Source organism: Dactylosporangium sp. NPDC005555, from assembly GCF_040605635.1.
GTDB lineage: Bacteria > Actinomycetota > Actinomycetes > Mycobacteriales > Micromonosporaceae > Dactylosporangium.
On sequence record NZ_JBEXDG010000004.1, the window covers coordinates 194,078 to 209,647 of the forward strand.

Annotated in this window: 8 protein-coding genes and 1 pseudogene; 6 read left to right on the forward strand and 3 right to left on the reverse strand. The window is 74.6% G+C overall.

Features of this window, described 5'->3' with window-relative positions; all coding sequences use genetic code 11:
- Window positions 1-49 precede the first annotated feature (49 nt).
- Together ABZS58_RS06770 and ABZS58_RS06775 are read right to left on the reverse strand one after the other, a co-directional pair.
- Window positions 50-1,399, reverse strand: coding sequence for a metallophosphoesterase (locus tag ABZS58_RS06770; protein WP_354778370.1), 1,350 nt, complete (start codon window positions 1,397-1,399; stop codon window positions 50-52).
- A gap of 4 nt (window positions 1,400-1,403) precedes the next feature.
- Window positions 1,404-1,661 (reverse strand): DUF3303 family protein, encoded by a 258-nt coding sequence (locus tag ABZS58_RS06775; protein ID WP_354778588.1) that lies wholly within the window; start codon window positions 1,659-1,661, stop codon window positions 1,404-1,406.
- A 297-nt stretch (window positions 1,662-1,958) separates the two neighbouring features.
- On the opposite strand from ABZS58_RS06775, the gene ABZS58_RS06780 reads away from it, so the two are divergent.
- Window positions 1,959-2,954, forward strand: coding sequence for a LacI family DNA-binding transcriptional regulator (locus ABZS58_RS06780; RefSeq protein WP_354778372.1), 996 nt, complete (start codon window positions 1,959-1,961; stop codon window positions 2,952-2,954).
- Window positions 2,955-2,965: 11 nt separating this feature from the next.
- Complete coding sequence (locus ABZS58_RS06785) at window positions 2,966-3,655, forward strand: hypothetical protein (protein WP_354778374.1); 690 nt, start codon at window positions 2,966-2,968, stop codon at window positions 3,653-3,655.
- Here ABZS58_RS06785 and ABZS58_RS06790 read toward each other — a convergent pair.
- Window positions 3,652-4,203 (reverse strand): hypothetical protein, encoded by a 552-nt coding sequence (locus ABZS58_RS06790; protein WP_354778376.1) that lies wholly within the window; start codon window positions 4,201-4,203, stop codon window positions 3,652-3,654. The two genes, ABZS58_RS06785 and ABZS58_RS06790, sit on opposite strands and share 4 nt — an antisense overlap.
- A gap of 78 nt (window positions 4,204-4,281) precedes the next feature.
- Here ABZS58_RS06790 and ABZS58_RS06795 point away from each other — a divergent pair, with 78 nt between their 5' ends.
- The 4 genes and pseudogenes from ABZS58_RS06795 to ABZS58_RS06810 all read left to right on the forward strand — a co-directional run.
- Window positions 4,282-5,604, forward strand: a complete 1,323-nt coding sequence (locus tag ABZS58_RS06795; protein ID WP_354778378.1) for an ATP-dependent 6-phosphofructokinase — start codon at window positions 4,282-4,284, stop codon at window positions 5,602-5,604.
- Between the two features lie 51 nt (window positions 5,605-5,655).
- Entirely contained in the window at window positions 5,656-9,459 is a 3,804-nt protein-coding gene (locus ABZS58_RS06800; protein ID WP_354778380.1) for a DUF4132 domain-containing protein, read from the forward strand.
- Between the two features lie 535 nt (window positions 9,460-9,994).
- Window positions 9,995-12,310 (forward strand): EAL domain-containing protein, encoded by a 2,316-nt coding sequence (locus tag ABZS58_RS06805; RefSeq protein ID WP_354778382.1) that lies wholly within the window; start codon window positions 9,995-9,997, stop codon window positions 12,308-12,310.
- 15 nt (window positions 12,311-12,325) lie between these two features.
- Window positions 12,326-15,570 (forward strand): annotated as a pseudogene (locus ABZS58_RS06810) (hypothetical protein); the annotation flags it as partial.

A 15,570-nucleotide genomic window follows, 5' to 3' on the forward strand; every position in this document is an offset into this window, starting at 1 on the left:
ACCCCTGCATCACGCCGCCATCCTACGTCATGAACCCCGCCTTCCACGATCACCCGGCGCGTAGTTCGACCAACGTCACATCGGGCGCCGCGCCGACCCGCACCGGAGGCCCCCAGAAACCGGCCCCGTTGGTGACATAGACAGGCATCCCCCCGACCTCGCCCAGCCCCGTGATCAGCGGCTGGGACATCCTGGTCACATAGTGGAACGGCCACAACTGCCCGCCGTGCGTGTGCCCGGACAGCTGCAGGTCCACGCCCCGCTTCGCGGCCTCGTGCGCCTGGACCGGCTGATGGGCGAGCAGCACGACGGGCCGGGCCGGATCGCGGCCGCCGAGCGCCAGGTCGTAGTCCGGCGGGTCGCCGACGGTGCCGCCGGTCGCGTCGTTGACCCCGGCGAGATCGAGGCCGTCGAGCTCCACCCGCGCGTTGCGCAACACCCGCAGCCCCAGCTCGCCGACGTGCTCGATCCAGTCCTCGTGCCCGGAGAAGTACTCGTGGTTGCCCGTCACGAAATACGCACCCCGCCGGCTGCGCAGCCCGCGCAGGGGCTCCGCCGCGGGTGCGAGGTCGCCGACCGTGCCGTCGACGAGATCCCCGACCATCGCCACGATGTCCGCGTCGAGGGCATTGACCGCGGCCACGACCCGCTCGGTGTGCGCCCGCCCGAGCAACGCGCCCAGATGGACATCGGAGACGAGCGCGATCCGGGTGCCGTCCATCCCACGCGGCAGCTTCCGCAACGGAATCCGGACGCGCCGGATCGTGGGCGGCCCGAGCGCGCTGATCATCCCGGCCGTCGTGACCCCGGTCGCCGCCAGCCCGGCGACGATCGCGGCACCGCGAGCCACCAGCAGCCGCCGCGCCCGGTCGACCCCCGCACCCGCGTCCCGCGCTGTCCCCCCGCTTGCGTCCCGCGCTGCGTCGTCCCGTGTTGTCTCGTCCCGCCCTGCGTCGTCCCGCCCTGCGTCGTCCCGCGCTGCCCCGTCCCGTGTTGTGGCGGGCTCCTTGCGTGCGTCCTCTGCTGCTTTCCCGGGGGCGAGGGTCGGGTTCCGTGCTGCTGCCCGCGGTGCCCCGCCGCGCCCGGCCCGTGCCGTCACGACTCCGCGGGCCAGCCAGGCGGGCAGTTCGAGGACGATCAGCGCGAGGACGAGATACCCGGCGAGTGCCAGCCACACATACCCCGGCCAGCCGACGACACGCTCGAGCGCCGGCTCATACCGCCGGGGCAGCGCCCTGTTGCCGACAGCCGTCACGGCGAACAGCAACGCCAGCGCCCCCGCGACCCAGGCGCCCGCGCGGCGGACCCGCGGCCGGTCGGTGGTGTCACGCACCAGGCGCAGCCACAGATAGCCGTGCAGCACCACCACGGCGACGACGATCAGCGCGGCGAACAGCATCAGATCACCCGTCGACGACCGCTGCGGCCTGGGCGCTGGTGACGACCGGGACGACCTCGAAGTCCACGAGGTCGGACCAGGCGGCGATCCACGTCGTGAGCAGCGTCAGGTCGTCGCACTCCATGAGCTGGAAGCAGCGGGCGAGATTGGCCTCGACCCAGCTGTCGACATAGCGCAGCCCGTCGGGCATGAGCCGGCCCCGCTCGCGGGCGCGGTCATACACGGGCCGGGCCTGCCCGTCCTTGAACCGCTCGATCACCATGAACAACACGACGCTGAAGCTACCCGCCACGCCGCGCACCCGGCTGCCGACGTGTCGACAGCTGTGGACAACACCCGGCCTGTGGACAAAGAACGGGGCGGCCGGCCCCGACCGCCCGCCCCGTCCGCCAGGCCCGGACGACCACCCCACCGTCGCCGTCTTGACCCGGACACCCCTGTCGGGGAGCTGTAACAAATGAAACAGCGCGTGTAACATCGCCTGGAACCAGGAAACAGCCAGGCTCCTCCAACTGTCAAGAGTCCTGCCAGAAGACGTGTGAAACGGGGACTGAAACGCATGCGCAAGGTCACGGTGAGAGAGATCGCGGCGGCGACGGGCATGTCCATCGCCACGGTCTCCCGGGCGCTCAACGACCACGGGACGGTCGCCCCGCACACCCGCGACCTCGTGCACCAGGCGGCGGAGCGGCTCGGCTCGCAGCGACCCAACCGCGACCCACGGCCGGCCGGCGACCGGGTGTACCTGCGCTGCCCGTACGTGCTGACGGACTATTTCGGACTGATCGTCTCCTCGATCGCCGAGACCATCGAGCTGCACGGCCGCCAGCTGGTCCTCACCGCGGGCGAGGCCGCGCAACGCACCCCGCTGCTGCGGGACCTGGAGCGGCACGACGGCATCGGCGGGATCATCGTGATCCTGCCGCCGGAGCCGGGCGCGGACCTCGTCGAGCTGCAGCGGCGCCGGATCCCGTTCGTGGTCGTCGACCCGCGCACCACGCTGCCACCGGACATCGTGTCGGTCTCGGCCGCGCACTTCGCCGGCGCCCGGAAGGTCACCGCGCACCTGGTCGGCCTCGGTCACCGGAGGATCGGCGTCATCGGCGGCCCCACCGAGTGGCTGGCCAGCGACGCCCGGCTCGCGGGGCACAACGCCGCCCTCGCCGATGTCGGTGTGCTGCCCGCCGGTGAGCTGCTGCGGGCCATCGAGCCCACCACGGAACAGGGCCGGCGCGCGGCGGGCGCGCTGCTCGACCTGCCGCAGCCGCCGACGGCGCTGGTCGCGTTCAACGACAAGGCCGCCGTCGGTGCGATGCAGGCGGCCGCGGACCGCGGCCTGCGGGTGCCGCACGACCTTTCGGTGACCGGGTTCGACGACATCGACCTGGCCGAGGCCACCAACCTGACCACGGTCCGTCAGCCGCTGCCGGAGATGGGCCGGATGGCCGTTTCGCTGCTCGTACGCCTGCTGGAGCGGCATCAGCTGGACGCTCTGCACGTGGAGCTCGCAACCCACCTCGTGGTCCGGTCGTCGACGGCGCCGCCGCGGGCCTAGGATCGGTGTCGATGTCTCTGCCTGTGCGCGGCCCGTGGGTCGTGACCCCGACCTCTTCGTCCGTCGACTGGGTGGTGGCCGCGGCCGCCCTCGCCGCGACGACCGACGGCACCGCGGCGGCGGTGGTACTGGGTGACTTCGGCGCGCCGCTGACGCCGTATGTGCAAGCGATCTCGGAGCTCCCGGCCGGGACGGGACTCGATGCTGTCGCCGCAGTGGTGACCGATTTGTCCGCGAAGCACGACCGGGTGGTGATCCTCGCAGGCGGTGGCGTCTCGACGGTGGCCGATCTCGCGGCCGCCGTCCGCGCCCCCGTCGTCGTGGTCACCGGCACCGACGCCGACGCGACCGGCCACACGATCCTCGCGCTGGAGGCCCTCGACCGCAGGCAGATCCCCGGCGCGGTGATCGTCGTCGGCGACGGCGGCGACTTCGACGCGCTGCCGGTCCGTCTCGCCGGGCGCATCCCGGCCGACCACGCCGCCTACGGCGACCGCTTCGCCGCCGAGGCCGCCCGCTGGGTCGACCCCCTGGACGGCGGCCGGCCCGCCGCCGACGCCCGGCCCGTGAAGACCCCCGGACCGGAGGACCCGCAGACGAGGCTCGCCCGGCGGGCGGCCTGGACGCTCGCGATCTCGTTCCTGCTCGCCCTGCTCCTGCTGTGTCTCTGTCAGGGTGGCTATCCCGGTTCGTACACCTAGGAAGCCCGCCGGACCGTGGGCTGCCGGCGGCGCACCTTGCGCTCCAGCGGGACGAGCCGCCGGTGCCGCGGCCACGTCAACGTCAGCTCGGCACCGACCTCGAGCCGCGCCCAGGTCTCCTGCGCGGCCCGCAACGCGGCGATCGCGCGCACGACCGCGGTCCGGTCGACGGCCGTCAAGGGCTGCGGCGCGAGGCGGTCCAGATCCGCGTCCGGCATCGCCGCGGCCCGCTCCACGAACCCGCCGATCAGCTCGGCGCGCTGCAGCCGGTCACGGTTGGCGCGGATGAGCTCCGCCGAACGCTCCGCGGCGTGCGGCGGCCGACGCCCCGACACGTGCGTCATGCTGCGGAACACGACCCCACCGGCGATCGAACCCCAGATCCCGTCGGCCATGCCGATGGCGTCCTCGACGGTGAAGTGCACGAGGTCGTGCGGCGCCTGCGCGGTCACCGGCCCGGCGTGCATCCGGTAGACGACGCCGTCGTCGCGCTGGATGAGCACGTCGGCCCACTGATGATCGGCAAGCCGGTGGAAGGTGACCCGCATCGCTCCACCATCCCCCGCGGCGGCGAAGCGCTCAACCGAATTCACCGGTACGAAACGCGCGTCCACCAGCATTGGACCATGGTGGACGAACGGGCCAGGCTCGAGGTCAGGACGCTCGGCGAGAGCCGCATCGACTCCCCGCTCGCGGCGCTGCTGCGCACCGGGCGCACGACCCGGCACTACGTGGACGAGTCCGACCGGGTCCTGCTCGACGACACGGTCTCCCTCGTCGCGGCCCGTGGCGTGCCAGTCGAGGAGCTGCCCGGCTTCGAGCCCGGCGGCCCCCGCCGCAAGATCTTCTTCGACCCGTCCAAGACCCGCGCCGGGATCGTCACGTGCGGCGGGCTGTGCCCGGGACTCAACGACGTCATCCGCGCGCTGGTCCTGGAGCTCACCAACCACTACGGCGTGCGGCGCATCTTCGGCTTCCGCAACGGGTACCAGGGCATGACCGCCCGCTACGGCCGGGAGGTGGTCGATCTCGACGCCGCCGCGGTCGCCGGTATCAACGAGTACGGCGGCACCATCCTCGGCACCTCCCGCGGCAACCAGGACCCGGACGAGATCGTCGACTGCCTCGAGCAGCTCTCCATCAACGTCCTGTTCGTCATCGGCGGCGACGGCTCCATGCGCGGCGCCCTGAAGATCGCCGAGGTCGTCGCGGAGCGCGGGCGGCGCATCGCCGTCGTCGGCGTACCGAAGACGATCGACAACGACATCCCGTACATCGAACGCTCCTTCGGCTTCGAGACGGCCTTCGCCAAGGCGACCGAGGCGATCCGGGCCGCCCACGTGGAGGCCACCGCGTTCCCGAACGGGATCGGCCTCGTGCAGCTGATGGGGCGGCACTCCGGGTTCATCGCGTGCTACGCGGCCCTCGCCAACAACGACGCCGACTACGTCCTCATCCCGGAGGTGCCGTTCAAGCTCGACGGACCCGGTGGTTTCCTCGCCCACCTGCGGGCCCGCGTCGTCGACCGGGGACACGCGATGATCGTCGTCGCGGAGGGCGCCGGCCAGGAGCTCTTCGACGCGGCGTCGTCGCTGGACGCGTCCGGCAACGTGCGCCTGCAGGACTTCGGCCGCTACCTGCGGCACCGCATCGCCGACGACTTCGCGGCCGCCGGCGTGGAGGCCAACCTGAAGTACATCGACCCCAGTTACACGATCCGCAGCGTGCCGGCGAACCCGTACGACAGCGTCTACTGCATCCGGCTCGCGCACGCGGCGGTGCACGCGGCGATGGCGGGACGCACCGAGATGGTCGTCGGGCGCTGGCGGGGCCGGTTCGTGCACGTGCCGATCGGCCTCGCCATCAGCTCGCGCAACCTCGTCGACCCCGGTGGCGACCTGTGGCTGTCGGTGCTGGAGGCGACCGGTCAGCCGCCCGTGTTCGCCTGATCCCGGTCGCGGCCCGCGAAAAGTGTCGGTGGGTCTGGCTAGGGTTGCGCCGTGACTGGGAGACCGATGGCGGTGCCGGTGGTCGGGGGCAACGTCGGATCGCTCGGCGGAGGGGCCGGAGCGTTCGAGACCGGCGTGCCCGGCGTGGCGCGGTTGGCGGTGCCGGCGTCGTGGCGGCGGAGCATCCACCCGCGGCGTGGGGGTGTTCGCATTGCGTACGTGCCGGTGGGCGGGGCGGTGCCGGACCGGGCGGACACGCGTGGCGGGCTGCGCCTCTCACCCGACGGCGAGCTGGCGGCGCTGGCCGATGCCGAGGTCGCGACTCCGCTCGGGGCGGCCGCCATGGCCGGGATCCTGCTGTGGAGCCGCCCGGCGCCGCACGTCGATCACCGGGCGGTCGCCGACGACTGGATCGCCGGCATGGGCCTCGAGTTCGCCGCCGTCGCGGGTGTCGAGCTCACCGGGCTCCGCCCGCTCAGCGTGCGCTGCGACAAGCCGTCGTGCGCGGGACGGCACACGACGGTCGTCCGGCGCGGCGGTGAGGCCGACGCGCAGAACGGCACCGGTGACGTCGAGAAGGTGCTCGCCCAGATCCGGGTCGCGCTCGCTGCCGCGTCCGACGACCTCCACGCAGCCGTGATCGGGGCCCTGTCGGAGCTGCGGGACGGGGGGTTCGCGCGGCGGTTCGCGGCCTCGTTCCTCGCGCCCGAGCAGACCACCTGGGTCGACGCGGACGCCCGCGACCTCGCCGTCGACGGGCGTCGTCACCCGCATGCGCCGCTGCTCATGGCCGCCGCGCACACCGCGGACCAGGCGGCGCTGATCCGGCCTCAGATCCACTCCACCGGCTGGCGGCTGCTGCGCGGCGTCGCGATGATCCACACCCTTGCCGAGGGGCTCGGCGACACCGTCCTCGACGTCTATGACGGCTGGCGCCGCTGGGAGTGGGGCACCGCCGACGAGCAGCGCGCGCTGATGAACACCCTGGCCGCCATCCCGACCGACCGTGCGTTCCTGGGGCTGTTGCGCGCACTCGACGTCAGGGGCGCCCAGGCCGTCGTCGAGTCCGCCGCCGAGCGGTTCCCCGAGCGGGCGATGCGCCTGCTGTCCGCCGCCGCTGCCGGGCTGGCCACTGCGGGGCCTGCCACTGCGGGGCCTGCCTCTTCCGGGTCCGCCTCTTCCGAGCCCGCCGTTGCGGGGCCTGCCGCTGCTGGGTCCGCCTCTACCCGGCTCGATTCTTCCGAGACCGATTCTTCCGAGACCGTTTCTTTCGAGGTTGGCTCTTCCGAGGTTGGCTCTCCCGGCCCTGCCGCTCGCGAGCACAGCGCGAAGGTTGCCGAGCTGCTGCGGCGGCATGTCGTGCGGCATCCGGGGCTGGTGCCTGCCGCGACCGAACGGCCGGCCGGGGCGCCGATCGAAGCAGCGGACGCGGCGGGTGGCGCGTTGCCCGCGGTGCTGGTCACGCCGCCGTGGGAGGGGCGGCGGGCGGCAACGAAGCCGGTGGTCATCGCCGATCTCCGGTGCACCGACGGGCCGGTGGCGAGCTGGCCGGCGGGGGAGCGGGAGCGGATCGTCGCGGGGCTCAAGACCGCTGTCCGGCGGGAGGATCCCGAGCAGCTCGCCTCGCAGTTGCGGGCCGGGTCGCTCGACGACTGGCTCGCCGTCGACCTGTTCGAGGCGGGGCCCGAGGAACTCGTCAGGCCGCTGCTGGCGACGTGGAACCCGCAGCGTCTCTGGGGTGCGCACTACTGGCTGCCACGGATCGCGGCGCGGTTCGGGGTCGCGGCGCTGCCGCTGGTGCTGCGGGTCGCGCGGCGCAGCCCGGCGGACGGCGGCCCGGCGCTGATGCCGTTCGAGGCGCCGGAGGTGGCGTTGCTGGTCGCCGGGTGGCACGGGCGGCTCAAGGCGGCACGGGTCATCGCCCTCGAGTGGCTGCGACGGCATCCGGCGGCCGCGGCTCGGGTGCTCGTGCCCGCCGCGCTGGCCAGGCCCGGTGCGGCCCGGCGGCACGCGGAGCAGGCGCTGCTCGCCCTGGCCGCCGCCGGTCACCGGGACGCGGTCATCGCCGCGGCCGCCGGGCACGGCGCGCAGGTCGGCACGGCGATCCGTCACCTGCTCGACACGGACCCGCTCGACGTCCTGCCCGCCCGGATCCCGTTCGTGCCGGCGTGGGCGGACCCGGCGACGCTGCCGCCGGTGCGGGTGCGTGGCACCGGGCACGTCCTGCCCGGCGACGCGGCCCGGCACCTGGTGACGATGCTGATGGTGTCGAAGGTCGATGAGCCGTACGCCGGGATCGCCATCGTCCGGGACACCTGCGAACTGTCCGATCTGGCCCGGTTCGCGTGGGCGCTGTTGCAGCGGTGGGAGGCCGCCGACGCGCCGCCTGCGGACAGCTGGACACTCGACGCGCAGGCGCTGCTCGGCGACGACGAGACCGCGGCCCGGCTCGCGGCCGCCGTCCGGGACTGGCCGTATCGGGGCGCGCATCAACGGGCGGCGGCTGGGCTGGATGTGCTTGCGCTGCTCGGTACCGACGCGGCGCTGACCCAACTGCAGGACATCGCCACGACGGTGAAGGCGAAGGCGGTGAAGGCACGCGCCGAGCTGAAGCTGCGCGAGGTCGCGGAAGCTCTGGACCTGACCCCCGACCAGCTCGCCGACCGGCTCGTCCCGCACCTCGACCTGACCGCCGACGCGACCCTCACGCTCGACTACGGTCCGCGCCGGTTCGTCGCTGGATTCGACGAGCAGCTCAAGCCGTTCGTCGTCGACGCCGCCGGCACCAGGCGCAAGGACCTCCCGGCGCCGTCGGCGAGCGACGACCCGCGGCTCGCGCCGGCCGCGCGGCAGCGGTTCGCCGAGGTGAAGAAGACCGCCCGCAAGGTGGCCGGTGAGCAGGTCCAACGCCTGGAGCGGGCCATGATCATGGGTCGGCGGTGGAGCGGGGCCGAGTTCCGCCGGACGTTCCTGCAGCATCCGCTGTTATGGCCGATCGCCCGCCGCCTGGTGTGGCTCGTCGCCCCGGCCATCGCCCCGGCCGTCGCGGGGGATGTCGCCGGTCAGAGCGCCGTGGCAGAGGCCGCGGGCGGCGGCGTCGCCGGTCAGAGTGAGGTGTCCGGTGTCGTGGGTGGCGGCGTCGGTGGTCGGGGTGCGGTGGCCGGCGGGGGTGGCGGTCGCAGTGCGGGGGCGGGCGGGGACGGCGGTCGCAGTGCGGTGTCCGGTGTCGCGGGCGGCGGCGTCGCTGGTCAGAGTGCTGTGTCCGGTGTCGCGGGCGGCGTCGGCGGGCGCTGGGATGCCGGCGTGGCGGTGCGGCTGGCCGAGGATCGCAGCCTGGCGGACGTTGACGATGCGGTTGTCGTCCTGGCCGACGACGCCGTCGTGTCGGTGGCGCATCCCTTGTGGCTGGACGTGCGGGCGTGGGCGGAGGTGTTCGCGGATTATGAGATCCTGCAACCGTTCCGGCAGCTCGCCCGCGATGTCCACGCGTTGCGGGAGGGGGAGCTGGCGGCGACCAGGCTGACGCGGTTCGACGACCGGAGGGCGCTGACGGTCAAGCTGCTCGGCCTGGAGCGGCGCGGGTGGCGGCGGGCAGGACAGGACGGCGGGTATCAGGCCAGGATCGAGCGAGACCTGCCCGCGGGCCAGGACCTGCCCGGCGGCGGGACCCTGATCGTCGACCTCGACCCGGGCATCGCGATGGGGACCCCGGCCGAGCACCCGGAGCAGTCCCTGACCATCTGGATCTGCCCGGCCGGCGGCGACCAGTGGCCACGCGAGCGCACCGTGCCGTTCTCGGCGCTGGACCCTGTGTCGGCGTCGGAGGTGCTCCGCGACCTCGGCGCCTGCTACTGACACCGCCGCCCGCCACTCCGACCACCCGCGACCCGGCAGCCGGAACCCGGCCCCGCGACCCGGCCCCGCGACCCGGCGGGCGGACCCGGCGGGCGGACCCGGCGGGCGGACCCGGCGGGCGGACCCGGACCAGAGGATTGCGCGTCGCGCGCCCCGGGCACGGGACCGGGGCTCCGAACGCCGGCGCGCCTGTGGGCGTGAGTTCCCGGGTCGGGAGTGTCCGGGTGAATGGGTCACCGGGATCACCGACCTGACCCCGGCGGTGCGGAAGATCGCCGCGCTGGTCCGTGGGGGAAGGGCCGCCGAGGCGCAGCGGCTGCTGCCGGTCGAGCGGGTGTTCCCGCTGGACCCGGCCCTCGCCCGCCGCATCGGCTGCGGATAGGCGCCGAGGCCGGCGGCCTGCTGCTGGAGGCCGCACCGACCGCGTTGTCACAATGCGGACAGGTCGCGGACACATCGTGACCTGAGTGCCGACCCGCTTGCGGTAGCGTACGGAGGCGTGTTGTCGTGATCACCTCCGGTGAGGATGCGTTCAGTGTCGCGCAGACCCGTGTCCGTCCCGCTCGCCGTCGCCGTGGTCGGGGTGTTCGGGGCCGTCGGCCTCGGGAGCTCGGGTGTGCTCGGCCCGTGGTGGTCGCTGTTCGTCGATGACCTGGCGCAGTTCAGCGCGGGGGTCGCCGCCACCCTCACCTGCTGGATCACCGCCCGGCGGCACACCGGCGCCCAGCGCCGGTGGCGGCTGTGGATGGGCGCGGGCGCCTGCGGCTGGACCATCGGGCAGTTCATCTGGTCCTGGTATCAGCTGTTCCGTGACGACGGGCTGCCCTCGCCGTCGCTCGCCGACGCCGGATACCTGATCCTGCCGGTGTGCGCGCTGCCGGCGCTCATCGCCCTGGCCGGTGACCGTCCCGCCGGCGGCGGTCCGCGGCGGGTGGCGTCGCAGCTCGTCATGGTCCTCGACGGGCTCATCGTCGTCGGCGCGCTGTTCGTACTGACGTGGGCCACCTCCCTCGGCGCCGTCGTGCGAGCGGGTGCCGCCACCCAGTTCGCCTACACCGTCGCGATCGCGTACCCGGTCACCGACCTGCTGCTCACCGTCATCGTGATCATGCTGCTGGCAAGGTCCGCGGCCGTGAACCGGCGGCAGCTGTCGATCCTCGGCATCGGGCTGTTCTGCCTGTCGTTCTCCGACAGCGTCTTCGCCTACCTGGTCGCCGCCGGCGCGGAGAGCATGCCACCGCTCGCCGACGCCGGGTTCATCGCCGGTCAGGCCCTCGTGGCGGTGGCGGCGGCGACCCCGACGCATGAAGCGCAGACGGTCCAGGAGGCACCGAAGCGGCCGCATCACCGGTGGGGGCATCTGCTGCTGCCGTACGTGCCGGTCGCCGGCACCGGTGTCCTCTTCATGATCCAGCTGGTGCAGGGCCGGCCGATGGACATGTTCGAGATCGCCGTGGAGACCGCGGTCATCTCGTTGCTGATCATCCGGCAGGCGGTCACCCTGGTCGAGAACGTGGTGCTGCTCGACCGCCTCTCCGACAGTCAGGCGCGGCTCAGCCACCAGGCGTTCCACGACAGCCTGACCGGGCTGTCCAACCGGGTGCTGTTCCACGACCGGCTCGACCACGCCCTCGCCCTGCACCACCGCGACAACCGTCCCCTCGCGGTGCTGTTCCTGGACCTCGACGACTTCAAGGCCGTCAACGACCGGTACGGCCACCACGCCGGCGACCGGCTCCTGCGCCTCGTCGCCGACCGGCTCCGCGCCGCCGTCCGCGAGGGCGACACGATCGCCCGCGTCGGCGGCGACGAGTTCGCCGTGCTCCTCGAAGGCGGCGGCGACCCCGGCGGGCCCGCGGACCGGATCATGGCCGCGCTCCGCGAACCGTTCGACCTCGACGGCGCCACCGTCGGCGTCGCCGCGTCCGTCGGGCTCGTCGAGGCCGGCACGCACGGGCCCGCGCACACCGCCGACATGCTGCTGCGCAGGGCCGACGCCGCCATGTACGCCGGCAAACGCCAGGGCAAGGGCACGCTCGTGCGCTACCGCGTCGACCTCCCCGACGGCACCGGCAGCTCCGACCTCGCCGAGATGCTCGCCGACACGCTGCGCGACGGGCGCGGGCTCGACGTGCACTACCAGCCGATCGTGCGCCTACACGACGGCACCGTCGTCGCCGTCGAGGCCCTCGCCCGGTGGACCCACCCGAGCCTCGGCCCGGTCTCGGCCGACATGTTCATCGCCACCGCCGAGGAGATCGGCCTGATCCGGCTCGTCGACGACTTCGTGCTCGACCGTGCGTGCCGCGACGCCGCCGCGTTCCGCGGGCCGTGGGCGAGCATCGCCGTGCACGTCAACACGTCCGCGGCGCGGCTGGGCCGGCCAGAGCACGAGGAGACCGTCCGCGCCGCGGTGCTGCGGCACGGCCTCACCCCGCACCGGCTGCTGCTCGAGCTCACCGAGACCGCCCCGCTGCCCGACCTGTCCGCTGCGGCGGGCGCGGTGCGGCGCCTCGGCCGCTTCGGGGTCCGCTTCGCCCTCGACGACTTCGGCACCGGGTACAACGCGCTCGCCCAGCTGCACGCGATCCCGGTCGACGAGGTGAAGCTCGACCGCTCCTTCACCCTCGCCGACGGCGGCCGCAGCGAGGCGATCTGCCGCTCCATCGTCTCGATCTGTGCCGGCATGGGCGTCACCGTCGTCGCCGAGGGCATCGAAACCGATCGTCAGGAAGCCTCGATGGCGGCGCTGGGCTGCCGGTACGGCCAGGGTCACCGCTACGGGCCGGCCGGCCCGCTGCACGAGGTGGCTCCCCCCGGCGCACTGGACCCCGAGAACAGCCTCGTCTGACGTAAGGTCCTCTACGTGTTGGGCCTGATCGTCGCCGCGCTCCGGGCCCGGAGCGCCACCGCGCTCGTCATGGTGATCCTCGCCGCGGTCACGATGGGCGCGGCCGTCGGCGCCGCCGCCGCGTCCGGCCCCATGGCGCGCGACGCCACCACCGCCAGGATCGCCGCCGCCGGCCCGGCGGAGCGCACCCTGTCGGTCCGCGCCGCCGTCGCTCTCGGCACCCAGCCCGACGACATCGTCGGCAGGTTCCAGGCGACGATCACCGGCGTCCCCGCCGACCGTTCGGTGACCGGCGTGCGGTACTCCGGCGTCCTGCGCGCCGGCACGCTGCGCCTGCCGGCCGAGCTGCGCGCCGTCGACGGGTTCTGCGGCAACGCCACCATGCTGGAGGGCCGCTGCCCGGAGCGGGACGGCGAGATCGTCCTCACGCCCGGCGTCGCCCGGCAGCTCGGCCTCGGCGTCGGCGACGCGCTGCGCCAGGACGGCGGCTCCGGCGTCGCCGTCGTCCCGCTGACCCTCGTCGGCCTGTTCGCGCCCGCCGACCCGCTCGGCTGGTACTGGTCCGGGCTCGACGGCGTCGCCGCGTACACCACGCGCAACACCGTCGCGAAACCCGGCGGCGCGGCGACCGCCACCTTCGACGCCCTGTTGCCCGTCTCCGCCTTCGCCGACCCGGCCGGCATCGACGCCACCGTCGCCCGTCTGCGCAGCGGGTCCGTCCAGGTGTCCTCCGGCGCGTCCACGCTCGCCGCCACGGTCGAGGGCGACCGCCGCGGGGTCCGGCGCGGCCTGCTGCTCGTCGAGCTGCAGGTGCTGCTGTGCGGCGGCCTCGCGATCGCGGTCGCGGCGGCCTACGCGGCACAGGAACGCCGTGCCGACGCCGCCCGCATGGCGATCCGCGGGCTCCCGCCGTGGCGCATCCTCACCGGCACCGCCGGGCAGAGCCTCGTGCCGCTGCTCATCGGCGCCGCGTGGGCCGTCGCGGTGCGCCCCGCGCTGTGGCAGGCCCTCGCCGTCGGGATCCTCATCATCGTCGCCGCCGAGTGGCCGGCCACCCGGGCGAGCGTGCCGGCGCTGCTGCGGGTCGTGCAGCCCCGCCGCCCGCTGGTCGCCGCGACCCTCGAGGTGTGCGTCCTCGCCATCGGGGCCGCCGCCGTGTTCCAGCTGGCCGCCGAGCCGGCCGCCGACGTGCGCCGCGACACCGGCTTCGGCCTCGGTCAGGCGGCAGCGCTCCTGATCGCCCTGGCCGCCGGTGTACTGGCCACGCGAGCGCTGCTGTCAGCGGCAGGGCTCGCCGGCCGGACGGCCCTTGCCGGCGGACACGTCGGCGGTGCCCTCGCGGGCCTGACGCTCGGGCGGCGGCGGACCGCGTACCGGATCGTGCCCGTCCTCGCGGCGGCCACCTGCGTCCTGGCCGTCGCCGCGCAGGACTGGGCCGGGGCCGCGGGCGCCCGCGCCGACCGGGCCGCCGTCGAGGTCGGCGCCGACCGGGTGCTGAAGGTCGCGCCGATGGACCGGGAGCGGCTCCTCGCCGCGGTCCGGGCCGCCGACCCCGGAGGCCGCGACGCGATGGCCGTCGCGATCGGCGTCGGCTCCGGCCCGCCCGTCATCGCCGTCGACGGCACCCGCCTGCGGGCGGTCACCGGCACCGACCTGCCGCCGCTGCGCGCCGGTGCACCGGCGCCGCTGACGCTCACAGGCACCACGCTGACGCTGCGCTCGGCGTCGGCGGGCGCGACGGTGACGCTCCTGCTGGCCGGCTCCGGCGAACGCGTCACCGCCGTCTTCCGCCTGCCCGCGACCCCGGCACCGGCCACACCGTCGGCCGGCGCGTCGCCCGCGACGCCACAGCCCGGCGCCTCATCGAGCACATCGCCGGGCGCGTCGCCTGGCACGTCGCCACGGCCGGGTGCGTCGCCTGGCGCGTCGGCGGGTGCGTCGCCACAGCCCGGTGCGTCGCCCACGTCGCCACAGCCGGGAGCATCACCGGGCGGGTCGCCAGAGCCGGGGGCGTCGCCGCAGCCGGGTTCGCCCTCGGGGGAGCCGGGGGAGCCGGGGGAGCCGGGGGAGCCGGGGGAGCCGGGGGAGCCTGCGATGGTGGAGTCCACTGTGGAGGTCGCGGTGCCGCAGTGCGCGGCCGGGTGCCGGCTCGTCTCCGTCGAGACCGACCGCGGCCCCGTCGACCTGCTCGAACTGCGCGCCGGCGGGACCGTCGTCGTCGACGGCGCCGCGTTCGCCGACCCGGCCCGCTGGCGGACCACCCTCGGCAGGGCCGTCAGCACCGTGCAGGCCGGTCAGCGCGACGGCCGGCTCCGCCTGCAGGACGTCGACCCGCCCAGCGAACGCCCCCGCGACAACCGCCTCTATGTCGTCGACACCCCCGTCCCGCTGCCCGCCCTCGTCGCGGGCGACCTCCCGCTGTCCGGCGACAACGACGTGCCCCGCGTGCAGATCTTCGGCGTCGACGTACCGGTGGCCCCGCACACCGTCACGTCGGTCCCGCGCGGTGGCGGTGAGGGGGTGCTCGTCGACCTCGAGTACGCCGCCCACGTCGCCGGCCCGTCCAACGGTGCGGCCGCCACCTCCGCGGAACGGCTCGAGGTTTGGCTCGCCCCGTCCGCGCCCGCCGACCTGCCCGGCAAACTCAAGGCGGCCGGCGTCAACATCGTCGGCGGTGACAGCGCCGCCGCGGCCGCCGGCCGGGCGGACCGCCTCGCCCCGGCCGTGACCCTGCGCGCCGGGCTCGCCGGCGGCGCCGTCGCGCTCCTGCTCGCCGCGGTCACCGCCGCGGTCGTCGCCGCCGTCGACCGCCGCCGGCGCGGCGCCGAGCTCACCGCGCTGCGCCGCCAGGGCCTGCCCGCGGCGACCGCCCGCACCGTCGGCCGGTGGACCGCGGTCGCGCCGGTGCTCGTCGCCGTCCCGGTCGGCCTCGCCTCGGCGGTGCTGCTGCGGCTGCTCGCGCCGGCACCGGTCCGGCCGTTCGCCGACCGCTGGCCCGTGCCGGTTGACCGGCTGCAGTGGCTCGCCATCCTGGCCACCGCCGCCGTGGTCCTCGCCGTCCTGCTTCCGCCCGCCCTCTGGTCCAGATCCGCCCGCACCGACGCCGACGGCACCAGGAAGTCCCGCTCCACCGCCTCGTCCCGCGCCGACAGCCCGCCCGGCAAAAGCCCGCCCGGCAAAAGCCCGCCCGGCAAAAGCCCGCCCGGCAAAAGCCCGCCCGGCAAAAGCCCGCCCGGCAAAAGCCCGCCCGGCAAAAGCCC

Bases quoted from the DNA above. Each gene is read 5' to 3' on its own strand.
- ABZS58_RS06795 (WP_354778378.1), top strand. From the start codon at position 4,282: ATGGTGGACGAACGGGCCAGGCTCGAGGTCAGGACGCTCGGCGAGAGC.
- ABZS58_RS06785 (WP_354778374.1), top strand. From the start codon at position 2,966: ATGTCTCTGCCTGTGCGCGGCCCGTGGGTCGTGACCCCGACCTCTTCG.
- ABZS58_RS06770 (WP_354778370.1), bottom strand. From the start codon at position 1,399: ATGCTGTTCGCCGCGCTGATCGTCGTCGCCGTGGTGGTGCTGCACGGC.
- ABZS58_RS06780 (WP_354778372.1), top strand. From the start codon at position 1,959: ATGCGCAAGGTCACGGTGAGAGAGATCGCGGCGGCGACGGGCATGTCC.
- ABZS58_RS06775 (WP_354778588.1), bottom strand. From the start codon at position 1,661: ATGGTGATCGAGCGGTTCAAGGACGGGCAGGCCCGGCCCGTGTATGAC.
- ABZS58_RS06790 (WP_354778376.1), bottom strand. From the start codon at position 4,203: ATGCGGGTCACCTTCCACCGGCTTGCCGATCATCAGTGGGCCGACGTG.